We start from the raw sequence: 26,076 nt of genomic DNA, 5'->3' as shown, positions 1-26,076 counted from the left end.
TTTAGGACAGATAATTACCCCCAGAGGGGGTGGAATCCTTGTAGAAATTTGATGTTTGTAATGGCGAACCCACAGCCTGGGTGAAATATTTATCCATACCTTTTGTGTCAGCCTGAGTTTACCGAATGGGCCTCGGAAGTATCCACTCTTCATTTGAAAAATAGTTCCCTCATCTTACGATTTCGGGATGACAAACACCTCAAAAAATAAAAAAATAGATTCTTCGCTTCACTCTGAATCCCTCTTTAACGCATTTTGATTCTGAACGAATAGTGAGGAATCTGTACGGTTCTCAATATAAAGACCCTGTCATCCTAAATCTTTGATTTAGGAACTGTTCGCCAGTACAAACTATTGCAGATAGAAAAACTGTATGCCAATGCAATTATTCACAAAATTAGGTTTGCAATGTTCTGAGATCCTTCGGATGAACCTCAGGATGACGAAACGGAGGATAACCGCAGGTAAAGGAAAGTATGCCAATGCAATTATTCACAAAATTAGGTTTGCAATGTTCCGAGATCCTTCCTGCGTCAGGACGACAATGGGGTGTTAGCCTAAGATTTAGGAACTGTTCGCCAGTACAAACTATTGAAGATAGAAAAACTGTACGCCAATGCAATTATTCACAAAATTAGGTTTGCAATGTTCCGAGATCCTTCGGGTGAACCTCAGGATGACTAAAAAAACTTAACATAATGACATTGCCCGTTAGGGCAAAAATAAAAAGAGCTGATTTTTTCAAACCAGCTCTGTACAATATCTATAAACTCAATACTATTGAGTTACTTTTTTCAAGATATAATTGTCTTTCAAAGGGCCGTCGATAGGTTTTCCATCTTGGTCTAGGGAGAACAATTGGTTTTCGCCAACTTTTAGTTTCATGTTTACTTCTTTACCTACTAAATGAACGACACTGCCGTTGTCATGCCACATAAATTTACCGGTATCCTCAATTTTAGTGTCTCTTTCTTGATATTGACCTTCATAGGTAAAGGTTTCATCGGAGTTTAAGGTCACCGTAGTTTTGATTCCTGGACAGTCAGCGCAAGGAAATACGCCAGAATAGGTACCCGCCCAATCAACCGAATTTTGGGATGTATGGGTGCTGTCAACGGGGTTAGAATCTGTCAATACCGTTTCACTTGAATCTTTAGATTCCAATTGTTTATTAGCGTTTGAAGTACAAGAACCGAATGTCAATAACGCTGCGGTTCCAGCAAGTAAGCATAGTTGTTTCATATAACATAAATTTTATAATCAAAAATACCCAAAAACTGCGCCAAAAGCTACGTTATCAAGAGTTTTTGTAATAATAAATTTCCTTATAAAAAATTTCAGCTGTAAACCCATTTGGTCTACAGCTGAAAATTAATTATTAACAAAATACTAATATTGATCGATAAAATATTTTAAGAGATCTGTAGTAGTTACTATCCCTACAAGGTCTTCACCGTCCACGACTGGAATGGAGTGGAAAGAAACTTGAGAAAGGGTTTCTGTCACTTCCTTTATAGTCGCTTCAGGATCTACCGTCAATGGTGATTTAGCCATTAACTGCGGAATGCTGTACATATCATAAACGATAGTTTCGATATCATCCTCTTCGTTTACATCCGCATAGCTAATTTTCAATAAATCAGAATAACTGACTACCCCAACTAATTTTTTGCCCTCCACAATAGGCAAGTGACGGATATTATGTTTCTTGAATAGTTTCTCCGCCTCATATAAGCTATCTTTCGGAGTCAATGTGATCAACTCGGTTGTCATAATCTGCGATACTGGAACTCTTTGTTTCATGATATTTGATTTTAATGGTTTGCTTAATCCTTTACTCAAATATCATGTTTGCATTGCGCCAAAAACAGGAGATTAATTACGTTAATAAATGATCTTTACCGCGCTAATATTGTACTTTTTTTGTAACTTAATAGTTGGCCCAAAATTCAAGAATTGCTTACCATTTTATATTCCGATAAGCAGCATCCCAGAAATTAAATTCCAATCTACTTGCGGCAATAAAGGCTTCAAGCATGGCTTTTCTACCTTTATCTGTGCTGTTTTCTGCCATGTAATTACTATACTGTAGGGCTTTTTTCACACCTTCGGCAAATTCATCGCCACTATAGGTCTCAATCCAATTCTTGTAAGGGTTATTATCTGTATTCTGGTTTTGATAGATATGGTCTCCCACTTCTTTGTAAATCCAAAAGCAAGGTAAGATGGCTGCCGTAGCTACCTCTATGGGATCATAGGCCACCGTACTTTTCAAGAAGTGAATATAATGGTGACAAACGGGCTCTATCGTAATCTCTTGATTGGGTTCAAGCTTGAATTGCTTGAAATAAGCCTCATGTAAAGCTCTTTCCACGATCAAGGCATTCTTGCCAAATTCAAAGAAGTCCAAGGCCATTTCATTGTCCTCTGCCTTTGAACCGAGTGCCGCAAGTGCTCGTCCATAATGTTCGAGGTATTTGGCATCCTGAAGCATATAGAACTGAAACTTTTCCAATGGGAGGGTTCCGTTTTTCAATTCTTCGATAAAGGGCATTTTCAATATTTCATGATAGATGGGTTGGATAGCTTCCCAAGCTTGATCAGTCCATTTCATATTTAATGAGTCTTTGAGGGTTAAAAAAGTGATTCAGTGGTCCATTTCCTTTTCCTATCAGCAGATCTTTGCTTCCTTTTATGGCACTGTTGATATACATGAGAGCATTTTCGGTGGATTGTTCCAAGTGATAGCCACGGGCAAGGAATGATGCAATGGCAGAGGAAAGCGAACAGCCTGAGCCGTGTGTGTTCTTGGTATTCACACGTTTAGAATCGAAATATTGCGCTGCATGGTTTTTCTGGATCAATATACTGGTGAGTATATCGCTTTGAAGATGTCCACCTTTTAATAGTGCAGCATTACAGCCTAAACTTAAGATTTCATCAGCGACTTCTTCCATCGCATGTACGCTGCTGATTTCTCTACCCACCAATACGGAAACTTCATCAAGATTAGGGGTAATGATTTGGGCTATCGGAAACAATAGTTCTTTAATGGCCGCTATGGTTTCTTCATGGATCAGCCGATGTCCGCTAGTGGAAACCATAACCGGGTCAAAGACGATACTGCCTTTATAATCTTTCAGGGAATTAGCAATGGTTTCGACCAATTTGCTATTATGTACCATCCCTATTTTGATGCTGTCGGGATAGATATCTTCAAAGAGACAATCTAATTGCTCCTTTACAGCCTCAACAGGGATGTCGAAAATGTTCTTCACCCCTTGGGTATTTTGTACCGGCAATGCCGTCAAAACATTCATGGCATAGCAGCCTAGGGATGAAATGGTTTTGGTGTCAGCTTGGATGCCGGCACCACCGCTGCCATCAAAGCCCGCTATACTGAGAACAGTTGGTACTTTATATTTTTTGTTTTCTTTCATTTTAATAATCCTTTCAACAGTTCGGCTGCTTTTCTTGGGTCTGAACTGCCGCAAATTGCAGAAACGACAGCAATGGAATTTGCGCCAGCTTGAAATGCCTGTCCAGCATTGTCCTGCTTCATACCACCGATAGCGATCAGCGGTTTATCGGTTTTTAGTTTTATTTCTTGTATACCGTGAATACCCCAAGTGGTCACAGTATTGGTCTTTGTCGCTGTTTTAAAAATAGGGCTGAGCCCCAGATGATGGGTTGGGTCCATTTGAGGACTTTCCAGTTGATCTTGGTATTCCAATGACCAGCCAATTTTCAGGATATCTCCATATTTTTCAGCTATGTCCAGGGGCTGTGTATCCGAAAGGCCAACATGAACGCCCCAAGCTTGGATTTCAACTGCAATTTCAGGAGCATCGTTGATGATCAGAGGAATCTGGTATTGGTCTGTAATTTTTTTCAGTGCCTTTGCCTTGTTCAAATATTCCGTATGGCTGAGTTCTTTTTCACGCAATTGAATGATATCCACCCCGCCAAATATGGCTTCTTCCGCAACTTGCAGCCAATTCATTTTAACACAATCTTTTTCTGAAATCACCAAATAAAGGGGATAGGGGAAATCAGGATGGATTGGCATATTTTTTTAGTTTTAGGTTACCTAAAATCTGTTCTTTGGCAAGATTGTAAAGGATGTCATAAAAATTGAGCTGAAGGCTACCTGGGCCTTTCGATATTTTGGCAGCCAATTCGCCTGCAAGACTAGTGATGGCAATACCAGCGACAGCTTCTTGGTAGGGGTCTTTTGCTAAGCCAATGAATGCTGCGGTAATTGCGGAAGCCGTACAGCCCATTCCAGTTACCTTGGTCATCACGGAGGTGCCGTTTTTGATTTCGGTGATTTCATTCTTTGAAATGACATAATCAGTGGCACCGGAAATACAAACTATGGATCCCGTTTCCTCTTGCAGTAACTTTCCGGCATCTAGGGCCGAGCTGCTTGATTGGGTGCTGTCCACACCTTTAGCACTTTTATTGTTAAAGTTCTGAAGGGCGATAATTTCCGAAGCATTCCCACGAATGACCGTTGGTTTTAATTCCAATAGAGATTTTAGCGTTTCATTGCGTAGGGTAGAGATACCTGCACCAACCGGATCCAATACCCAAGGTTTAGCTAATTTGTTGGCCAGCTTTGTGGCCAGGATCATATTTTCTGCCCATGGTTTGCTTAGGGTACCGATGTTGATGACAAGGGCATTGCAGAAACTGAGGACTTCCTCTAATTCCTCTTCGGCATGGACCATAATTGGAGATGCACCAAGTGCCAGAAGGGCATTTGCGGTATTGTTCATGACCACAAAATTTGTAATGTTTTGAACGAGTGGAGATTTTTCTCGGACTTGAGTCAATAAATGATAAATGTCGTTTTCCATTATTTGAAAAATTAAAAACAATAATGGCTGAAGGGAGGGAATAGGCAATTAGGTTTGCCAAGCAATTTTGCTTTTCCCTACGACGGTTTTAACCGTATCAGGTTCAAAGGGTCTGTCTCAATTCCTATTAGAATACCCCTAAAGCCAATCAAATATAGCCCAAACAATCTGCAAAGACAAATTCTTGGGCTATAGCTTTATTTTTCGTTCAAAAGAATCTTAATTCTAAGGATGGTGTCTCGATCTTTCTGTTTTTCACTTTCGCTCAAGATTTCCCAAGGAATCAGGGAAGGGTGGAATTTAAGCTCATCATTTCGTACTTCTCCATAGTCCCAACCATTGATATATCGGTGTGCCATCCAGCGGTTATGCTCGATAATGGCCAAGGTTTCCACTTCATCCTCACTGAAAGCTATTGCATCCGGCTGGTTTACTGGCCATTCTTTATGGGTCAATAAAAACTTATAGGGAATATGGTCTGCCTGCGCTCGGCTGGCATCTTTTGCATCTTCGCTCAGGGTTAACCAATCAGAAGTGTATCGGGCACTTTCTGAACTGGTACCGGAAAGTAATTTTCTATAATCATCATGGATGGCCTGGGCTAATTTGTCCAATTTATTGCCCGTGATAAATTCAAGGTTACAGATATCTTCCATCTGACCAAAGAATTTTATCCTATCGCTTTCTTCCGAATAGCGGATCAACTTCCGCAAACCTTTTCCTTCAGCATTGAGCACATAGATCGGGAATTTACTATTCTGGGTTTTGTCCAAGAGTTCCAAAGCGGTATTGAGATTAGTTTGGTCCTGGTCGAAAGCAGTAATGAACAAAGTTTCATTGCCTTTATCCAATAATTCCTCCCTAGATACCAGCTCATTGTAGGTTCCTTGAAAATTATGGAATTCAATAGGAAAAATCTTATTGGCTTTAGGATATTGCTCGTTGAAGTAATTCCTGTCTTTTTCAGCTTGCTCGGAATAAACAGCAATTTTCAGGTCATTTTCGACAGAAATATGGAAAATCCTCATGGCTTGGACCAACATGGCTTTTGCGAAATCCCCATAGCCTAAAAATACGATTTTATTGATATCGGAAAGTTCCTTACCGGATCGCTGTAGATCTATTGGAAATTGCGAAAAAAACTGCCTTGCCAACATCTTGTGGATGTTGAAGAATCGAAGTTGGATTTGGTTGTTATCTAAATGGATTCCGGTGTTCTTGACCAAGTCGATCAACCTTGGGTTGCTGATATGTAAAAAGCAATGCAAGTCGTTCTGACATTTTGATCTATCGTAGATATCTTGAACAGATTCAATGATTTCAATTACGGTTTGCTCATTTTCTAGGAAGACGATCAGGGAAGAGGCGCGTTTGATCCCTGCTTCCAGTAGGGTACTTTCTTCTTCGGCATTTCCGATAATCACTAAGTGGCCCTGTTTTTTTACAGAATTGATGTCGGCATGCTCTGTTTCCTTTTCAATGGCAATTCCTTTTTGCTTATAGTCTTCCTTTAGGCTTTGAAAAAGTTGCCTACCTTTTTTTGAGATACCCACAGAGATGACATGGTTCTGTTTGAAAGAAGCCTTTAAGAGATTGAACTGTTCGGAGAATACCTTTTGAATAATCTTGTAGGCACCGAAAAGCAGAATGCCAATGGCACATATCTTAGCTAGGATCAATTCCCAGGGTACATTTTCAGCTTCTAGGCCTGAACCTGAAGGGTCGCCACCGAATACGATTTTGATGATGCGGTAAATCCGATCAGGTAGGTACCTCAAGGAGTTGCTCTCAGGAAAGAACTTGGATAAACCGATCCAAGATAATATTATCAAAAAGCATACAAATGCTATTCCCAATAGACCTTTTTGTCTTCTTGTCAAATTCATTCTTTATTTGCTTAAGTTCTGTTTTGCTTCTTTTAGGAGCGTTTCAACTTCAGATTTCAGTTCTTTGTTCTTGATCTTGATCAATTGTTTTTCTGTAATGTCAACCATACGCTGACCTATCAATTTCGTTTCAGGCTTACTGCTGAAATAATTGGCAACCATAGCCCTGGCCAACGGATGGTAGTCATAGGTCACTGCCAACAATTGAAGGTTCGCCTCATTTTGGATAGGGTAGTTTTTCTTCAAGATATCGGTAATCTTGACGTTGGAGCTAGGGGATACTGACCTGACGAATGGATCTTCAAAATACCAGGTGTCATAGGTGCCGGTCGTATCAATATAGTTCAGGATTGCTCCGGTTTCATTGTCATATTTTTTACCATAGAATTTCTCCAAATCTCTAGCCAATTGGTCTTTGGACATGCTGACCTGTCCTGGAACTTCCCAGATATTGATGGCGATGCCATTCATGAGTGATTCAATGGTCATTAACCTTTTGTCGCCTGGCATTACATTGATCTGATCAAATCGCTGGTTGATAAAGGGCATAGTCAGGATGTTTCCGGTTTTTGCATCAACCACCTTTGCTGCATAACGCATTCCTTCACCGTCATCCTGTACAAAGATCTGCTTGTCATCATCCGAGAAATGGAAATATTGTGTGTTTTTGCTGATGCGGATAGTTTGGCCAAATGATTTTTTGTCCTCCAAATCCCATAAGCGCATATGGGTGGCGTCTTCAGAAAGGGCCAATATATTTCCTTGGTTATTGAAGACCATAAACGGCGTAGCGATGGTTTTCATTTCCAAAATAGGTTTATAGGTTTTGGTTTCTAATACCTGTGCATCGCCGGTAGAACTGACCTTGATCAAGTATTGAGAATTAGGACTGAAAGCGCCACTGCTCAAAGCGTCCTTTCCTTCGATTAGGACTTTTTTAGAAGCAATATCCACCACTTTCCAGCCATCAGGATTTACTAAAATCACTGATCTGTAATCTGGGCTAACCGTAAAACCAGCGATATCCTGTTCCTGCGTATAATTGATGTTCTGTTTTCCGGTTTCAATATCCCAAGATGCAAAGCTGTTCTTACCGGTCCTTGCGAGGACTTGGGTTTCCTCCTTATTGAAGATGTAAAGTTTCGCTTGAGAATCAAATGGCTTTCCAACTGGTTTTCCCGTGCTGGCATCAAAGAAGTAGGTTTTACCACTTTTGCCCTTAACAAGTATCCGTTTAGTTTTGTGGAGTACTAGGTGAACCGTTACCTCTTCGGGTACTTGAATAAAGTTTTTGGTTTTTTCGCCAGTCTTAAGATCCATCTTTTCCACTGACTTTCCAGCTCTGTATCGTAAGAATGCAGAATCATCGGTAATACCTGGCTCAATATGGGCAAGATCTTTGGTTTCATAGAACTGTGCCACTCTTAAGGGGTCGCCCTTTTTGTTTTCAATAAAGGTCTGTGAATTTCCACTTACCAAAGATTGGGTCCAATCTGGTGAGTTGGTTTCTGCATTTGTAGCATCTTGTTCCATAATCTTCATCATGTTGCTGAAAAAGAAGATGTTTTCTGGTAATTTACTGGTTTTGGTAATGGATCCGTTCGACGTATTGATCTGGTTGATCTGGGAATCATTTCCTTGGTATAGATTACCATTACCGGTGAAGCCGGTAAACCTGACCAACATGGCTGATGGGGCAGACCATTGAACGCCATTGGATTTGTTGAAATAATTCGTTCCATCAGCATTGTGAAAGGCAATTTGGTTTCCATCATTACTGAAGGTCGGTGTCTTGATTCCAGATTTGAAGTGTTTTTTAAAGACTGGTTTAGGGTCGACTACAGCTAGGTCATAGATGCTAACTTCAGAATCTTCTGGAAATAGACGCTCCACAAATAGAGTTTTGGAGCTATTGTCAATATATGCAGAAGATGGAGCAATCTGCTCTGTTGCCGAAATGACCTGTTCTTGTTTTGTTTCCGTATTGAAAAGTACGACTTCCCGTGACCTTTTATTGAATACGATATATCTAGCGTCTGGAGAAACAGCTATTATGGCAATAAAGGAGCTGTCCGGATTTAATCGAAGTTCCTCTTTTTGGTCCTTTTCAATATCGTATCTGACGATATTGCTGTTCGTTGTGGTAACATATGCCCTGTTCTGTCCATCGAACAGCGGGTAGCGGGTTTGGATTGCGGTGATATCATCCCGTTGTTTAATAAGTTTCCGGTCAACGGCATCCCAAACTTGGAGTACATTCAAATTGTTTCCGGCACTGGCGAACCCAACCAACCATTTGCCATCAGGGGAGAAGCGCGTTACACCGTAATTGACATTTGGCATTCTGGTAAGATCATCTTGGACCGACAACATGGAGTGTGCAAAAAGTTCTGCACTTTCATCACCTCTTCGGGTTGCTTCCGCAATATATGCGGCGCCATCACCATATTCGCTTTCGGTCAATTTATTGATTCCTGAAGCATACAATGATTTTGCAAGATTGCGCAATGCGGAGTTTCTTTGGTTCCAGGCAAAAATACCGGCAATGATGGCTAGGATACCCAAGGCAGCAATCGCCGTTGCAATGCGTTTGATATTTTTGTTCTTCTGTTTTATTTTCTCCAATTGGTAGGCTTGGTCCCTCTTGGTCAATTCCCCCAATGGTACGCCCAATATTCCGGATATTATTTTCAACAAGGCGAGGTCCAATCTTTTCTTGTATTCCTCGACCTGGTTTTTGATGAGGTGGTTAGCTATTCCTTGTTCGTGCAAATACCGGCGATAGCCTTCGGCAGTGGTGAATCCTTCGTCCTGTGTATGTGGAATACGGACATCAGCAGCAAGTACTTCCTCTGGTTGATCTTTGATTACCTGTCCATTTTGATCAATGTTATATCGCAGTTCATCAGGGAAACATTGTGCTTCGGTATGTGTATCGCCATATTCAGGCTCACCTTTTAGGATCAAAGCCATGATCTGTTTGGATTTGCCCGTCTGTTTGAAATACCTGATTTCGTCCCGTACATAAGTTGATCTGGCTGATCTTGGAGAGCTTAAATAGATCAGGAATTCAGAACGGTCGAGTGCTGAGGTCAGGGAACTGCTCAAGCTAGAACTGGCCGAAAGTTCCTTTTCATCCTGAAAAACGGGGTAAATCTGTCTTGGGATTTCCTGGCCGGCAGCATTTTTCTTACCGATAAGGTCTTCAGGGATTTCATAGGTTTCTAATGCATGGTGTAGCCAATCCGCCCATTTCCTACCTTCACCCTGATTATCACTATGACTATAACTTATAAAAGCTTTATACTTCTTACTTAGGTCTTGCTCTTGATTTTCCATGTAATAGCTATTTGGTAGTATCTTGAATTTCAAATGACAAAAACCAATCCCTTTTCAAGAGTTTTTAAAAAAATTGAATAAAAACTGGCTTTTAACTTAATTTAATTATTGAATTAACTCCATGTTTTGAGCTGCTGCTAATTATCATTCTTAATATGTAGATTTTAATGAACAGGGGGATGGCTCCTTATTTCTGTAAAATATTTGTGGAATAAATATAGAGTACTGTTAAACTTTTATACCTTTAAAAACCTTTTTTAAAACATACGATTATAAACAGATAGAAGTATTTTATTTGATCGTATAGCATGTATAGAAACAAACAAAAGCTCTTTTGGGCTTTGGGCTTATCGCTATTATTTAGCACGGCATCTCCTGCGACAAGTTTTGTTGCTGCAGGAACATTAAAACAACAAACTCAAGAAGATTCTGTCCGGGTTCAATCGGTGCAGAAGATTAATCCCACTACAGTCCAAATCAAATTCAGTAACGATCAATTATTATTGGTTGATTTTTATGCTGACAATATTTTCAGGTTATTTCAGGACAATAAATCTGCTGTGCTGAGGGACCCGCAGGCAGAGCCAGCTGCCCAGATCTTGGTAAATAATCCTCGGAAGAAGCTGCACAATTTTGAAGTCAATGAGAAAGATGGTTCATGGTTTATTTCCAGTAAGGAAGCCGCGATGGAAATCAGCAAAGCAAATGGCCTATTTAAGATCTACAACATCAAGAATAAGCAGTTGGTAACCCAATCAATTGCCCCAATAGCATTCAACAAGAAGAAAGTTAGTCTTCAATTAGCTGAAGACCCCACGGAATATTTTTATGGTGGTGGTGTGCAAAACGGTCGTTTTTCCCATAAAGGAAAATCCATCGCTATCGAGAATACCAATAATTGGACAGATGGGGGTGTAGCCTCGCCAACTCCCTTTTATTGGTCAACTAAAGGCTACGGTATGATGTGGTACACCTTTAAGAAAGGGAAGTATGATTTTGGCAATACTGAAAAAGGAAAGGTAAAGCTTAGCCATGATACCGATTATCTGGACTTGTTTTTTATGGTCAGCGATAATCCGGTCGGAGTATTGAACGATTTCTATCAGTTAACCGGAAACCCCATATTGTTGCCAAAGTTTGGTTTTTATGAAGGGCACCTGAATGCCTACAACCGCGACTTTTGGAAGGAAGATGAAAAAGGCGTTTTATTCGAAGATGGGAAACGGTATAAGGAAAGCCAAAAGGATGAAGGCGGTACCAAGGAATCATTGAACGGCGAAAAGAACAATTATCAATTTTCAGCAAGAGCGGTTATTGATCGGTATCAACAGCATGACATGCCATTGGGTTGGATATTGCCGAATGATGGATATGGAGCCGGATATGGGCAAGAGAAAACATTAGATGGAAATATCCAAAACCTTAAATCATTAGGTGAATACGCTCGTTCAAAAGGCGTGGAGATAGGGCTTTGGACGCAATCAGATCTGCATCCAAAGGATAGTATAGATGCCTTGCTGCAAAGGGATATCGTGAAAGAGGTTCGTGATGCTGGGGTTCGTGTTTTAAAAACAGATGTGGCCTGGGTCGGTGCGGGATATTCCTTCGGGTTGAACGGTGTTGCCGATGTGGGACATATCATGCCATATTATGGCAATGATGCACGTCCATTTATTATATCATTGGATGGCTGGGCAGGTACGCAACGATATGCTGGTATCTGGTCTGGAGATCAGACCGGAGGGCAATGGGAGTATATACGATTCCATATTCCGACCTATATTGGTTCTGGTTTGTCGGGGCAACCTAATATCACTTCCGATATGGATGGTATTTTCGGCGGAAAGAACACAAAGGTGAATACAAGAGATTTCCAATGGAAGACCTTTACACCGATGGAATTGAATATGGACGGCTGGGGTTCGAATGAAAAATACCCACATGCTCTAGGTGAACCTTTTACATCGATCAACAGAAACTATCTGAAGTTGAAATCTGAGCTTATGCCCTATGCATACAGTATAGCAAAGGAGGCCATTGATGGAAAACCCATGATCCGCGCGATGATGCTGGATTATCCTAACCCTTATACCCAAGGTTCTGCCACGCAATATCAATTCCTGTATGGACCTTTTATTTTGGTTGCTCCAATCTATCAGGAAACCAAAGTTGATTCCTTAGGGAATGATATCCGTAATGGTATTTACCTTCCGGAAGGAAATTGGATAGATTATTTCTCTGGCGATCTCTATGCTGGGAATACTATCGTGAATAATTTTGATGCTCCAATCTGGAAAACACCGGTCTTTATTAAGGCCGGAGCAATTATTCCAAGAACAAACCCTAACAATAATGTCCAGGAAATCAATAAAAAACACAGGATATATGAAATCTATCCTGCTGGGAAATCGCATTTCTACGAATATGATGATGATGGTTTTACCCAAGCTTATCTAAATAAAGAGGGGGTTTATACCTGTATTGAATCGGATGCTGAAAAGAAGGCAGAGGTGAAGATTCTGGTTCATAATGCCGAAGGTGATTTTAAAGGTTTTGATAAGGAAAAGAGCACTGAATTTTGGGTCAATATGACCAAAAAGCCGAAGAAGATTGCGGTGAAAGTTGGAAAGAAAAACTTAAAACTGAAGGAGGTGAATTCTAAGGTAGAATTTGAGCGTTCAAATAATGTGTACTATTATGAGGGAAGGCCGAATTTGAATGCTTTCTCTACCAAAGGCTCCCTATTTGAGCAAACAGAGATCATTAAAAATCCACAGTTATTGGTGAAAGTTGAGGAAACAGATGTTACCATAAATCCGATCAGTTTAACAATTCAAGGCTTTGAATATGCGCCAGTCGATCGCTTTAAAAAATCGACAGGGGTACTCAGCGCACCGAGTACCGTTAGCATTTCAGAGGAGAAGACAAAGGCTTATACTTTAGAGCCAACATGGGATCGGGTAGAGCATGCAGACTATTATGAAATAGAATTTGATGGACAGCAGTATAGTTATATCCAAGACAATCATCTCCTGTTTGAAGGATTGAAACCTGAAACCAATTATAATTTCAAGATCAGGTCGGTAAACAAGGACGGTGTTTCAGATTGGAAGGAATTTGAACAGACTACCAAATCGAATCCATTGCAATTTGCCATAACAGGATTATCTGCTGAAACATCTGTGCCTAATCAAGGATCAGAGGGAGTTGATAATTTGGTGGATTTTGATGAAGGTAATATGTGGCATACGAAGTGGGGACAGAAGGCAGTTCCATTTGATTTGATAGTGGACCTGAACAGTTTTAACCAGTTGGATAAGTTTCAATATTTACCAAGATCGGGAAGAGGAAATGGAATCTTGTTGGAAGGTAAGGTGGAATTCAGCAATGATAAGGAGGTGTGGACTGAAGCCGGTGATTTCAAATGGGAGAACAATGATAGTATGAAGGAATTCAGCTTTAGGGACCAGCCGAAAGCAAGGTTTGTGAAGTTGAAAGTTTCTAAAGCTGTTGGAGATTTTGGTTCTGGAAGGGAGTTATATGTGTTTAAGGTTCCTGGAACGGATAGTTACCGTCCTGGTGATATCAATAATGACCGATTGATCGATATCAATGACCTGACTTCCTATACCAACTATACAGGTTTGAGAATGGGAGATGCCGACTTTGAGGGCTACGTAAGCAATGGAGACATCAACAAAAATGGGTTGATTGACGCGTATGATATTTCAGCTGTTGCTACGAAGTTAGAAGGGGGCGTTGAGTTAGATCCGAAGGAAGAGCTTTCAGGATCACTGAAGGTTTCTGCATCTAGATCTAATTTCAGCAAGGATGATATCTTGGAAGTTCACGTGAAAGCAGATAACTTGAAGGATGTCAATGCATTCTCATTTGCCTTGCCATATAATCCTCAAGATTTTGAATTCGTAGGAATTGACAATCATCTCGCAAAACAGATGAACAATATGACCAATGACAGATTGCATAGCAATGGTCAGAAGGCACTATATCCAACATTTGTGAACCTAGGTGATAAGGAGGTAATCAACTCTAAAGATGGTTTGATCCTAACCATTAAATTGAAGGCAAAACGTGCTGGTCAGTTTAATTTGAAAGCCAAGGATGTCATGATCGTTAGTAAGAGCATGAAGACACTAGGCTCAAGGCAATAGACACTAGACATCAGACACAAGAGCCTTTCTAAGGGGGGAAGTTTGAATTTAGTCTGCTGTTTTAGGACGGCTGAAAATTCTACTGTCTTGTATCTTATGTCTTAAGTCTAAAAAACAGGAAAGGCCAGATCACTCTGGCCTTTCCTGTTTTTTTTATTATTCAATTATGCAAGTACGAATTGTAAGTCAGCTTGGAATTTCACGTCTTCACTCACCATTACACCACCAGTTTCAAGGGCAGCATTCCAAGTTAATCCGAAGTCATTACGGTTGATTTTACCGGTAACGGTATAGCCAGCTTTTTGGTTGCCCCAAGGATCTTTACCAATTCCACCGAATTCTACATCGAAAGTAACAGGTTTGGTCACATCTTTTATAGTTAAGTCACCAGTTAATTTGAATTCATCGTCATCTACTTTTTCGATTCCAGTGGAAACAAATTTGATATCTGGGAATTGAGATACAGCGAAGAAATCTTCACTTTTTAAGTGTTGATCACGTTGGCTGTTTTTAGTGTTGATGGAATCAGCTTTGATTTCTACTGATACATGTTTTGCAGCATCTAGTACATCTTCGCTATTTTCTACACTAACATTGAAGTTTTCAAAATGACCTTTTACTGTGGAGATCATCATGTGTTTTACTTTAAATTCGATTTCGCTGTGTGCGGTATCTAAGTTCCAATTTGCCATAATATTATTCTCTTTATTTATTCTCTATTTGTTTTTGTTCAACAAAGATGAGGGGAAATTTATTCTTGCACATTGATGTATGTTAAGAAATGGAATGTTAATTAAAATATTTAGAATAGTAGGCAAGAATATATTTGCGATTTCCTCTGCTATTCAAATTTCCTCTTTACAGGGATATTGAACTTGGTCTTTACTCTAGGTTAAATTTACGACAAAAGGCATAATTATCACTAATGGAATGATTGATAATAAAAATTAAATAATTGATAATGAATTACTGACGGAATTATGACGGTTAAAATCTGTTAAAGCCATTTGAATTATTATTCCACATGGTATATTTGCCTTCAAATGAAAACGATTGTCACATTTGTACTTTTTTTCTTCTTCCTGTTAATAAGGAGTGGGAACAGTCATGAGGTAATCAATCATTCTGATAGACCCGCTATCAGTTTTATGGAGAACTTTGCTGGCAGTATTAGCCCAGCTCAGCAACATGAGTTTCAAAAGTTAAAATACACGCAAACAAATTCTAATGGATTAGGAGGGCATGCAGAGCATATCCTTTTAGAACAAGAATCTGAGGATTTCCAACTGTGGAAGGACTATCATCTTCAGATGGCTTTCTATTCTTGTCTGATTGCGTTTTCTTTTTTGTTGTTTTTTCCAAAAAAAGCACATCAGAAATCTACGGATTTTATCCTCGATAATAATCCCAATCCTATTTTCATTTCTCTACGCTCGTTGAGAATTTAATACCCTTGATACTTCAATGGTCATTGGCATTTTATGCTGTTGATTTGATGGTATCTTAATTATTATTTTCTTAAGCACTAACAATCTTCATTGACTATTGAATGTCCTTATCCCTCATTTGGGTTCAAGCCCATTTTACATTCAAAAACTTTAAAAAAATCTTTAAAACAAAATGAAGAGAGTTGTCATGCTCATGAGTTCACTGGCTGCACTGTGCCTAGTGTCTTGCAATGAAAAAAAAGAAGAAAAGGAAGAGGCTTTCAGATACACTGTAACCTCTCCGGCAGAAATTGACACGAGCTTTAACAAAGAGTATGTGTCCCAGATTAAATCTGTAAGAAATATTGAATTGCGTGCGCTGGAGAAAGGATATCTCGAGCAAATCTATGTCGATGAAGGCCAAACGGTCAGAAAGGGTCAATTGCTGTTCCGTATCAAGCCTACCATGTACCAAGCCGAACTGAACAAACAAATGGCTGAGGTTGAAGTCGCGCAGATCGAAGTTCAGAATACCCAAAACCTGTCTGATAAGAATATCGTATCGCCGAATGAACTGGCAATGGCAAAAGCGAAACTGGAACGGGCAAAGGCTGAGGCAGCTATAGCAAAAATACACTTAAACTTTACAGAGGTTAGAGCACCATTTGATGGTACGATTGATAGGATTCCATTGAAATTGGGAAGTTTGGTTGATGAAGGGGAGCTATTGACGAGCTTGTCGGACAACTCGCAGATGTTTGCCTATTTCAATGTCTCCGAACCCGAGTATCTAGATTATCAACGCAATGTGGCCAACCGTGCCGATAATCACGTTTCCCTATTGTTGGCGAACAATGAAGAGTTAGAACATAAGGGCATGGTGGAAACCATTGAAGGAGAGTTCGATATCGAAACCGGTAATATCGCTTTCCGTGCTCGATTCCCTAACCCGAATAAATTACTGCGGAACGGAGAGACTGGAAAGGTCTTGATGAAAGTTCCAATGAAGCGTGCCCTATTGATTCCACAAAAGGCAACTTACGAAGTTCAAGATAAAAAGTATGTATTCATGATCGGCAAGGATGGAAAAGTCGTTTCGCAACCGATCAAGATCAGTGCTTCGCTACCCGATCTATATGTCGTTGCGGGAGGAATTGCGCCGAACGATAAGATCCTTCTAGAAGGATTGCAGAAAGTTAAGGATGGCGAAAAGATCAAATATGAGTATGTGGAGCCGAAAGATGCCATCTCAAATTTAAAGATCAGAACAGAATAAGTTGTAAGGAAAAAAATAGAATAACATGTTTAACAGATTTATAAATAGACCGGTACTTTCTATTGTCATATCCCTTATTATCGTATTCTTAGGGGTATTGGCCATGACACAATTGCCAGTAACACAATTTCCGTCAATCTCTCCACCGAAGGTAAATGTGAAAGCAGAATATCCAGGTGCGAATGGAGAGTTGATGATCAAAGCCGTCATCATCCCATTAGAAAGGGCAATCAATGGGGTGCCCGGCATGAAATATATGGCTTCCGATGCCGGAAATGATGGGGAAGCCAGTATTCAGATCGTTTTTGATTTAGGGACCGACCCTAACCAAGCCTCCGTCAATGTACAGAACAGGGTAGCTTCGGTAGTCAATAAGCTTCCACCGATTGTGGTCCGTGAAGGGGTAAAAATAACCCGTGAGGAATCCAATATGTTGATGTACATCAATATGTACAGTGACGAAAAGGATTTGGATGGGAATTTCATGTACAACTTTGCCGATATCAATGTGGTGTCAGAGTTGAGGCGTGTTCCAGGTGTGGGTGTCGCCGATATCTTGGGAAACAGGGAATATGCCATGCGTATTTGGTTGAAACCCGATCGGATGACAGCCTATAAGGTTTCTTCAGAAGAAGTGATGAAAGCCCTTGAGGAACAGAGCCTAGAAGCTTCTCCAGGTCGAGCCGGTGAGTCTTCGGGTATAAAATCCCAATCCTTTGAGTATATCCTAAAGTATTCCGGGCGTTTTACGACGGAGGAGGAATATGGCAATATCATCCTTAAGGTAAATCCAAATGGGGAGATCTTGAGATTGAAAGATGTAGCCGATATACATTTCGGTTCTGCCATGTACGATATCTACTCCACCTTGAACGGGAGACCTTCTGCAGCGATTGTCCTGAAACAATCCTATGGAAGTAATGCCTCTCAGGTAATCAAGGATGTCAAGGCGAAAATGGAAGAGCTGCAGCAATCTTTTCCCAAAGGGCTGCACTATGAGATAAGTTACGATGTATCCAAATTCTTGGATGCTTCTATGGAAAAGGTAGTACATACCTTGGTCGAAGCCTTTATTTTGGTGGCTTTTGTGGTGTTTCTGTTTTTAGGGGATTTACGATCGACCTTGATCCCGACGATTGCCGTTCCTGTGTCTTTGATCGGAGCATTCTTGTTTATGCAATTTTTTGGGATCAGCATCAACTTGATCACCCTTTTTGCCTTGGTGCTGGCTATTGGGGTGGTCGTTGATGATGCAATCGTCGTCATCGAGGCAGTGCACAAGAAGATGGAGGAACACCATGTATCGGCCTATAAAGCAACCAAAAAGGCTATGCATGAAATTGCAGGTGCAATTATTGCGATTACCTTTTTGATGGCTGCGGTGTTTATTCCTGTAGCCTTTATGTCGGGACCTGTCGGCATCTTTTACCGTCAGTTCTCGATTACCATGGCGACCTCCATTATCCTTTCTGGTATTGTGGCATTGACCTTGACTCCGGCATTATGTGCCATTCTCCTAAAGAACAACCATGGAAAGCCTCGTAAGAAATCCATCGTTGATAAATTCCTGGATTCCTTCAATAGAGGATTTGACAATATGCAGAACCGCTATGTCAAGTTGCTGAGTAAGATTGTAAACAAACGCATATTAACCTTCCTGATATTGATCGGTTTTTGTATTGGAGCCTATTTCCTAAATAATAGTGTGCCTTCAGGCTTTATCCCCAATGAAGACCAAGGGATGATTTATGCCATTATACAGACCCCACCAGGATCAACCTTGGAACGGACAAATAAGGCTGCATTGGATTTGCAGAAAGAAGCAGAGGATATCGATGGTGTAGCATCCGTTTCTTCACTTGCAGGTTATGAAATCCTGAATGAAGGAACGGCAGCAAATACCGGGACACTATTGATCAATTTGAAAGGTTGGGAAGAAAGGAAGGAATCAGCTTTAGAGATCATTGAGCAATTGGAGAAAAGTGCTGAAAACATTCCTGGAGCATCCATTGAGTTCTTCCAACCACCAGCAGTACCTGGTTATGGAGCAGCCGGAGGATTTGAATTAAGGTTGTTGGATAAAACCGGTAACAATGATTTCCAGAAAATGGAACAAGTGAGCAAGGATTTTGTAAAGGAGTTGAACAATAGGCCTGGACTGGCATCTGTATTTACATTCTTTAGTGCAAGTTTTCCGCAATACCTTTTAAAAATCGATAATGAAATAGCTCAACAAAAGGGTATTTCCATAGATAATGCGATGACCACCCTGTCTACCTTGGTGGGATCGAACTATGAAACCAACTTCATCAAGTTCGATAGACAATATAAGGTCATGGTTCAGGCTTTACCTCAATATAGAGCCTTGCCTGAGGATATCTTAAAGCTATATGCCAAAAATGATAAAGGCGAAATGGTGCCATTTTCTGAGTTTATGCATATGGAAAAGGTATATGGACTTTCAGAGATTACCCGACATAATATGTATTTGGCATCAGAGATTTCTGGGTCAGCGAAACAGGGCTTTAGTTCTGGCGAAGCGATCAATGTAGTAAATGAAGTTGCTCTGAAAAGCTTGCAACGTGGCTATGCCATTGATTGGGCCGGTATTTCGAAGGATGAGGTAGCCCGTGGTAACCAGGCCATTTATATATTCATGATCTGTTTAGGCTTTGTCTATTTGATTTTGGCAGCGCAATATGAGAGTTTTATCCTCCCATTTGCTGTGATACTTTCCCTACCTGTCGGAATCTTCGGTGCCTTTTTCCTATTGAAACTGCTGCATCTTGAGAATAACATCTATGCGCAGGTTGCACTGGTCATGCTGATCGGTCTGCTGGGTAAGAATGCCGTGTTGATCGTGGAGTTCGCTGTTCAGAAACATCAAGAAGGCCTGAGCATTTTTGAAGCAGCCATGGAAGGTGCAAAAGTCCGTTTCAGACCGATCTTGATGACCTCATTTGCATTTATTGCAGGATTAATTCCATTAGTCCTGGCTACGGGTCCAGGTGCTATTGGGAACCGAACGATTGGTACCGCGGCGGCAGGAGGGATGCTGTTCGGTACCATCTTCGGGGTCCTTGTGATCCCGGGATTGTACTTTATTTTCGGGACAATCGCCTCCAAACGTAAATTGATTAAACAAGAAGACGAAAACCCTTTATCTGAAGAAATCGATGGAAAATAAAAAATATAACTACTTCAATTGGGTTGCCGTCGGAATATTGGCACTTTCTGTATCAAGCTGTAAAGTGCCTCAGGCAACGCAGAAGAAAGAAAATAAAGTAATGCCGACCAGTTTTGTGGATTCATTGGCCAGCCAAGATACCACAAACTCAGGCAACGTGAAATGGAGGGAGTTCTTTACAGATCCAAACCTGATTTCCTTGATCGATACTGCTTTAAAGAATAATCAGGAACTGAACATTACCCTTCAGGAACTGGAGATTGCCAAGAATGATATCATGCTCCGAAAAGGAGCATTGAAACCTATCGTGGACATTGGAGCTGGGGGTGGAGTCGAAAAAGTGGGTCGCTATACCTCGCAAGGAGCAGGTGATGCTTCCACAGAAATTACTCCTGGACATGAGATGCCCGATCCCTTAGGTGATCTAAATGTTTCTGTTTTTGCCCATTGGGAGGTTGATATCTGGCGAAAGTTAAAAGATTCTGAACAGGCAGCGGTAAACCGTTATTTGGCAACCGTGGAAGGTAAGAACTTTGTGCTGAGCAGCCTGATTGCTGAAGTGGCCAATTCCTATTATGAGTTATTGGCCTTGGATAATCAACTGTCCATCATTCGTCAGAACATTCAGCTGCAGGAAAAAGCCTTGGAGGTCGTGAAGATCCAAAAGGAAGCAACCCGGGTAACGGAATTGGCTGTTAAAAAGTTTGAGGCAGAGGTTGCAAAAACCAAGGGAATGGAATTTTCTACCTTGCAACAGATCAAGGAAACGGAAAACAGGATCAATTTTCTCTTAGGTAGGTATCCGCAGGAAATTGCAAGAAACCAAGCTAATTTCATTGATCTAGTTCCTGCAACGGTGAGAACGGGGATTCCAAGTCAATTGCTGAATAACCGCCCTGATATCCTACAGGCAGAGCATGAACTTGCTGCGTCAAAATTGGATGTACAGGTGGCCAAAAAGGAATTCTATCCTTCACTGGATATCTCAGCTGCTTTTGGTCTTCAGGCATTTAAACCATCTTATCTTTTCAGGTTGCCGGAATCCTTGTTATATAATTTAGCGGGGGACCTTACTGCACCACTTTTGAATAAGAACGCCATCAAGGCGGAATTCAATTCCGCAAATGCAAGGCAGATCCAAGCCATCTATAATTATGAACGGACCCTGTTGAATGCTTTCACCGAAGTATCTACCCAGCTGTCCAATATTGACAATTTGGAGAAAGGATATGTCTATAAGAACCAAGAAGTGGATGCATTGAATAAATCCATTGATGTATCCAATGAACTCTTCAAGTCTGCAAGGGCAGATTATTTAGAAGTTTTGATGACACAAAGGGACGTATTGGATGCAAAGCTCGAATTAATCGAAACAAAAAAACAACAACTCAATGCAGTTGTTAATGTATATAAAGCATTAGGAGGGGGGTGGAAATAAACTTCCTTCTAATATTATTAGGGTTAGTTTTCAAGGGAGCGGTAATTCTGCTCCCTTTTTATTTTTAGCATTGTTGATGTAGTTATTTTTATATATTTGACGATTATTTATTAACCCACTAACAAATCATTATGCTTAAAATTACAAAGAGTCTTTTCTTGTTAACTCTAATTACTATTATTCATTTGCATTCCAATGCCCAGTCTAATCCATTTTCTATCGGAGCACATTTAGAATGGAACATGGAGTCGCCCACCTATGCCAAGCTATATTCGGTCAATGCTAAATATGATTTCAGAGAAAGACAAGCTATTCAAGCTCAGGTAGGATTAGGTGATTATGATGTTTGCTATATAGGTGCCGATTATCTATATACCGTATTGCTCTTGAAAAAGATGCCGAGTGTGTTTGTTGGGGCAGGATTAGGTTTTGAAGGGATTCGCGGAACGGATGCTAATGATATTATCATAAATGCGCTGGCTGGATTCCAGTTCGACATCAAGAAGTTTTCTCCTTTTGTGGGATACAAACCTAAGTTTTATTTTGAAGCAGAAGGAATTGATCCATCTACGATTTTTATAGGATTACGTTATAGAATTTAAGATATTATTTAAAAGCACCTGTACTTTGTTATAGGTGTTTTTGCTTTTAGAGTACTGAAGATTTCCTAGGGATCAATTTAGTCTTTAGTTCAATGGTTTCATATTCTTCAATTGGGTATTTGGCATTGATCAGCTCGACTAACTTTTGGAAGGCAATCATTCCAATCTCTTCTGTAGGTTGAACCACTGTGGAAAGGGATGGGTTAAGGGAGTTTGGAATCCTAATATTGGAGAAACCTATGACTGAAACCTCTTCGGGAACCTTGATGTTCATTTCAGCTAATATGCCCAAGGTCAGGGTGGTGATGTCATCGGTTGCACCAAAGATGGCATTGACCATGTTTCCTGTAGATTTTAGATAGTTCAGCTTTTTTATGATTGAATCTTCGATTTCATCATGTTTGCTATAGTCACATTCTAGGTAAAAATTATTATCAAATTCTATCTTATGGTCTTTCAGGCATTTCTGGAACCCTACTAATCTGGCTTCCGAAACTCCTATGTTTTTACCCGTGATATGTAAAATATTCTTCCTTCCAGAGTTCAGGAGGTGTTCGGTGGCATCATAGGCACTCAGTTGGTTGTCTATTCCAACCTTATGGGTTTGCAGGTCATGGTTTACCCGGTCAAATAGAACCACTGGGATCCCCGAATCCTGTAGGCTCTTTAGTTGTTCATAGTTTGAATTGAAAGAAACAGGGGATATCAAAAGGCCATCAATTCCACGCATCTTTAGCACCTCAATGGCATGCTTTTCCAAATTGACATCATCACGGCTCTGCATGATGATGATATCATATTTATCAATTTGGGATCCCTTATGGATCCCATCAAGGACTTGGGAGATAAACGTATTGCTGATATTAAAAACGATGACACCAATCGTGTTGGTCTTGCCTGTTTTCAATGTCCGAGCGACCTTGTTAGGGACATAGTTATGTTTTTCAGCATAGTCTTTTACCATTTTTTTAGTAGACTCGCTGATTTCATAACTATCTGATAGAGACTTGGAAACGGTAGAAATAGATAGTTTTAAGTCTCTGGCAATATCCTTTAAAGTCTTACGTTCTGTCATAATTAGTTCATCCTGAAATGATCCTGATAGGGAGATTTCTAAAAATTTAAATAAACAAATTTTAAATGGTTTTGGCAATTTATTCTTCCTTTTTAATAAAAAGACATCCAATTTAAGTTAAATTGGATGTCTTTTTTAGCCTTTACTTAAAGATTTTTATTTACTTAGCTCGAAAGGTAAGACAGCATTTTCAACGATCAGCTTCTCGTTATCATAGATATCTAAAACCATGAAACCCTCGTAATAAGTTCCAAAACTCTCTGGAGGATTTGAATGCTTTTTTAGGGATTGGATTTTTCCCTTGACCTTAAATTTTTTCCACTCTCCTGGATTTATACTATAGTTGTAATTTGCAGTAAAAGGTCCTATGTATTCCATATATTCAGCCCAGTTTTTTTGGTTTTCTACATCAAGATCAATTTCTTGACCCAAATAGCTGGATATGCCATTTTCTAATTTTAATACCAAATGTTGGCCTGAATTGGAAAAGGTATTATACCTGTAATCATAATATTCATTCGTAACGTTGGAGAGCGATTTACCAGAAGAGCTTGTTGTCGAAAAGAACTGAAATTTTGGATTAGTGGTTCTAATGTCAAAAATGAGGGCTTCACATCCCACAGATCCAATCTCTTTGGCCTGGATGGATCCCTCGATTTCCCTTTCAGATTTAGCATTAGGGAATTCAAAAATCTTTCCCTTAAATTTAAATGACACCGTTTGATTCTGGGGGTCATATTTAAAGTCTTCAATAGAAAAGGATTTTTTAGGCTCTATAGTTTGGGAATAGAAAACGCCAGGTCCAGTAGGAGTGTTTGTGTTGTACTTTACGGATACCAATTCACCATTGGAGAGTATGGTAAAGGTAATTTCAGCATATTTACCTTCCGCAGCTTCAATTTGGGCCGAAACATAAATTTTTCCGCAATTTTCATTCCCCCCATTGAAAGATACTTTTCCTTTAATTTCCTTGTGGTTCTCAATGAGTTGAAAGGATGGGTCTTCAGAATCAATTTTTTCTTCGGTCTTGTCACAGCTAGTAAAAAACAAGCTTAAGCATAGGAATAAGAATAGGAAAGTGAAATTTTTCATAATCTGTTATCAGTTAGTGTGTTGGCATTAAATGCGCTTTATTTTAATTTCTTCTAGCGCTAATTGTTTAAAGATAGACAATGGAAATGAGTAAAAGTTTATTCTAGGTTAAGAATATTCTTGATTTTTTTCAATAACTACCAAGCATAGCGAAAGGGAAGGCCAAATCAGCATAGTTTAAAGCATACAACTGTATTAAAAAAAGGATTATTGGTCAAAGGGAATGTAAAGCTTCTATTAATTTGACGAAATCGATATCCTAAATCAAAAAAGGGTATAAATCAATCATTATTCTTGAGGTCTGTTTGGAGGTATGGAAACCAAGACCTTATAGAATTCTATGGCAGATAGCTAGGCTAACTGGATCGGATCACTGGATCAAGATTGTGGTAGGAAGTAGTAATCATGCTAATAATATTAATTTAATATTAATACCCGTATTTATCCAATAGTTGGGCTTGTAGTTTAGTTATTTGGGTGAATAATATTTCGGCAATATGTATTTGTGTTAATTTTTACGAAACAATAGCAAGAAGTCAATTTGTGAATTAATGTGGGTTTAAAACTTATGTGGTTATACATTCAATTTTTGGAATAATTTATGTAGAATTTTTCGTTCAAGATATTGGAATCTAGAATAGGTATGCAAAAATTAAAAGTGATTATTACGGGTGCAACTGGAATGGTTGGGGAAGGAGTGCTTCAGGAATGTTTAGTCAATCCTGAAGTAGAAAGGGTGTTGATTGTCAACAGAAAGGAATATCCGCTACAACACCCCAAATTATCACAAGCGATTCTATCTGATATTCAGGATATTGAAAGCATAGGAGAGGATCTGTCTTCGTACAATGCCTGTTATTTCTGTGCTGGGGTTTCTTCCGTAGGCATGGATGAACAAAAATACAGCATGTTAACTTATGACCTAACTTTAGGCTTTGCCAAAAAACTGTTGGCCATTAATAAAGACATGACTTTCTGTTATGTTTCGGGTTCAGGAACCGACAGTTCCGAACAAGGAAGGACCATGTGGGCTAGAGTAAAGGGTAAAACTGAAAATGACCTGATGAAACTTCCTTTTAAAGCTGTGTACAATTTTCGTCCCGCATTTATGCGTCCTACCCCCGGTGCAAAAAATGTCAAGGGTATCTTTAAACTGATTACTGCCCTCTATCCAATCCTGAGACCGTTCAACAAAACCTATTTCCTAACCTTAGAAGAAGTCGCAAAAGCCATGATCGTCGTATCCATACATGGATACAATAAGCATGTGCTTGAAGTTGAGGATATTTCATTCCTAGCGTCAAAATCTTGAGTCTTTCTTGTTCCCATGTCCTCCAAAAAACTTCATTTATTGTCTTGAAATAAAATATTTATTGATTTTTTCAGGATTACATTTTCTCATAATTACTGATTATATAGAAATATATCTACAATTCCGTTTAGGTTTTCCATTATTTTCCTGTAAATTTATTGGGTAAAATTAACTATTGTGAATTGCTGTCTTTGCTATTAGAATATAATTTAATAGCTAGTTATAACTATTTACATTCCTTAACCATTATTACAAAACACGAAAGAGTTTATAAAATTTTTAAAAAGTATAGCTGAAATCAAATTTATTGCGTTAATTCGTGATGAACTTTAACTATTGAAGAGAACACCTAACACAGTTATTTAATTAGGAAACCTGTATTTGAGATTTTTAGAGCCAAAATTATAA

General features: G+C 39.6%; 18 protein-coding genes and 1 riboswitch. Of the genes, 7 read left to right on the top strand and 11 right to left on the bottom strand.

What is annotated here, in order from left to right:
* Positions 1 to 777: 777 nt before the first annotated feature.
* The 8 genes from NLF99_RS08655 to NLF99_RS08620 all read right to left on the bottom strand — a co-directional run bounded on the left by NLF99_RS08655 (position 778) and on the right by NLF99_RS08620 (position 10,087).
* Positions 778 to 1,242, bottom strand: a complete 465-nt coding sequence (locus NLF99_RS08655; RefSeq protein WP_254527755.1) for a copper resistance protein NlpE — start codon at positions 1,240 to 1,242, stop codon at positions 778 to 780.
* 147 nt (positions 1,243 to 1,389) lie between these two features.
* Positions 1,390 to 1,803 carry a CBS domain-containing protein gene (locus tag NLF99_RS08650; protein ID WP_093097648.1) on the bottom strand — a complete coding sequence of 138 codons (414 nt, stop codon included), beginning with the start codon at positions 1,801 to 1,803 and terminating at the stop codon, positions 1,390 to 1,392.
* 157 nt (positions 1,804 to 1,960) lie between these two features.
* Entirely contained in the window at positions 1,961 to 2,614 is a 654-nt protein-coding gene (gene tenA, locus NLF99_RS08645; RefSeq protein WP_254527754.1) for a thiaminase II, read from the bottom strand.
* Complete coding sequence (gene thiD / locus NLF99_RS08640) at positions 2,601 to 3,440, bottom strand: bifunctional hydroxymethylpyrimidine kinase/phosphomethylpyrimidine kinase (protein ID WP_254527749.1); 840 nt, start codon at positions 3,438 to 3,440, stop codon at positions 2,601 to 2,603. Before thiD ends, tenA begins: the two co-directional genes overlap by 14 nt.
* The gene (gene thiE, locus NLF99_RS08635; RefSeq protein ID WP_302328324.1) at positions 3,437 to 4,069 is read right to left on the bottom strand and encodes a thiamine phosphate synthase; all 633 of its coding nucleotides are present in this window, start codon (positions 4,067 to 4,069) and stop codon (positions 3,437 to 3,439) included. Before thiE ends, thiD begins: the two co-directional genes overlap by 4 nt.
* Complete coding sequence (thiM, locus tag NLF99_RS08630; RefSeq protein WP_254527746.1) at positions 4,053 to 4,862, bottom strand: hydroxyethylthiazole kinase; 810 nt, start codon at positions 4,860 to 4,862, stop codon at positions 4,053 to 4,055. The genes thiE and thiM overlap by 17 nt, the downstream gene beginning before the upstream one ends.
* Positions 4,863 to 4,919: 57 nt before the next feature.
* Positions 4,920 to 5,012: riboswitch (TPP riboswitch) on the bottom strand.
* Positions 5,013 to 5,059: 47 nt separating this feature from the next.
* A complete protein-coding gene (locus NLF99_RS08625) occupies positions 5,060 to 6,748 on the bottom strand; it encodes an NAD-binding protein (protein WP_185218330.1) in 1,689 nt (562 codons plus the stop codon).
* 3 nt (positions 6,749 to 6,751) lie between these two features.
* Positions 6,752 to 10,087 (bottom strand): toll/interleukin-1 receptor domain-containing protein, encoded by a 3,336-nt coding sequence (locus NLF99_RS08620; protein ID WP_254527745.1) that lies wholly within the window; start codon positions 10,085 to 10,087, stop codon positions 6,752 to 6,754.
* Between the two features lie 308 nt (positions 10,088 to 10,395).
* Between NLF99_RS08620 and NLF99_RS08615 the strand changes: the two genes are divergently transcribed.
* Positions 10,396 to 14,259 (top strand): TIM-barrel domain-containing protein, encoded by a 3,864-nt coding sequence (locus NLF99_RS08615; protein ID WP_254527743.1) that lies wholly within the window; start codon positions 10,396 to 10,398, stop codon positions 14,257 to 14,259.
* A 164-nt stretch (positions 14,260 to 14,423) separates the two neighbouring features.
* On the opposite strand, the gene NLF99_RS08610 is transcribed toward NLF99_RS08615, so the two are convergent.
* Positions 14,424 to 14,951: a YceI family protein gene (locus tag NLF99_RS08610; RefSeq protein WP_185218327.1), complete on the bottom strand. Its 528-nt coding sequence runs from the start codon at positions 14,949 to 14,951 to the stop codon at positions 14,424 to 14,426.
* A 351-nt stretch (positions 14,952 to 15,302) separates the two neighbouring features.
* On the opposite strand from NLF99_RS08610, the gene NLF99_RS08605 reads away from it, so the two are divergent.
* From NLF99_RS08605 to NLF99_RS08585, 5 genes are all read left to right on the top strand, one after another.
* Positions 15,303 to 15,707, top strand: a complete 405-nt coding sequence (locus NLF99_RS08605; RefSeq protein ID WP_185218326.1) for a hypothetical protein — start codon at positions 15,303 to 15,305, stop codon at positions 15,705 to 15,707.
* Between the two features lie 172 nt (positions 15,708 to 15,879).
* Positions 15,880 to 16,962, top strand: coding sequence for an efflux RND transporter periplasmic adaptor subunit (locus NLF99_RS08600; protein WP_254527742.1), 1,083 nt, complete (start codon positions 15,880 to 15,882; stop codon positions 16,960 to 16,962).
* 25 nt (positions 16,963 to 16,987) lie between these two features.
* Positions 16,988 to 20,149 (top strand): efflux RND transporter permease subunit, encoded by a 3,162-nt coding sequence (locus tag NLF99_RS08595; RefSeq protein ID WP_254527741.1) that lies wholly within the window; start codon positions 16,988 to 16,990, stop codon positions 20,147 to 20,149.
* Positions 20,139 to 21,587, top strand: a complete 1,449-nt coding sequence (locus NLF99_RS08590) for a TolC family protein (RefSeq protein ID WP_254527740.1) — start codon at positions 20,139 to 20,141, stop codon at positions 21,585 to 21,587. The genes NLF99_RS08595 and NLF99_RS08590 overlap by 11 nt, the downstream gene beginning before the upstream one ends.
* 131 nt (positions 21,588 to 21,718) lie before the next feature.
* Positions 21,719 to 22,189 (top strand): hypothetical protein, encoded by a 471-nt coding sequence (locus NLF99_RS08585; RefSeq protein ID WP_254527738.1) that lies wholly within the window; start codon positions 21,719 to 21,721, stop codon positions 22,187 to 22,189.
* Between the two features lie 46 nt (positions 22,190 to 22,235).
* On the opposite strand, the gene NLF99_RS08580 is transcribed toward NLF99_RS08585, so the two are convergent.
* Together NLF99_RS08580 and NLF99_RS08575 are read right to left on the bottom strand one after the other, a co-directional pair.
* Positions 22,236 to 23,264: a LacI family DNA-binding transcriptional regulator gene (locus tag NLF99_RS08580; protein WP_185213824.1), complete on the bottom strand. Its 1,029-nt coding sequence runs from the start codon at positions 23,262 to 23,264 to the stop codon at positions 22,236 to 22,238.
* A 156-nt stretch (positions 23,265 to 23,420) separates the two neighbouring features.
* Entirely contained in the window at positions 23,421 to 24,356 is a 936-nt protein-coding gene (locus NLF99_RS08575) for a hypothetical protein (protein ID WP_185218321.1), read from the bottom strand.
* Between the two features lie 643 nt (positions 24,357 to 24,999).
* Between NLF99_RS08575 and NLF99_RS08570 the strand changes: the two genes are divergently transcribed.
* On the top strand, positions 25,000 to 25,668 hold the full coding sequence (locus NLF99_RS08570) for an NAD-dependent epimerase/dehydratase family protein (protein ID WP_185218320.1): 669 nt from the start codon (positions 25,000 to 25,002) through the stop codon (positions 25,666 to 25,668).
* Positions 25,669 to 26,076: the final 408 nt, after the last annotated feature.

The organism is Sphingobacterium sp. LZ11T8 (assembly GCF_024261425.1).
Taxonomy (GTDB): domain Bacteria; phylum Bacteroidota; class Bacteroidia; order Sphingobacteriales; family Sphingobacteriaceae; genus Sphingobacterium.
Note: the sequence above shows the minus strand (reverse complement) of the source record. Positions and strands in the feature narration are given on the sequence as shown.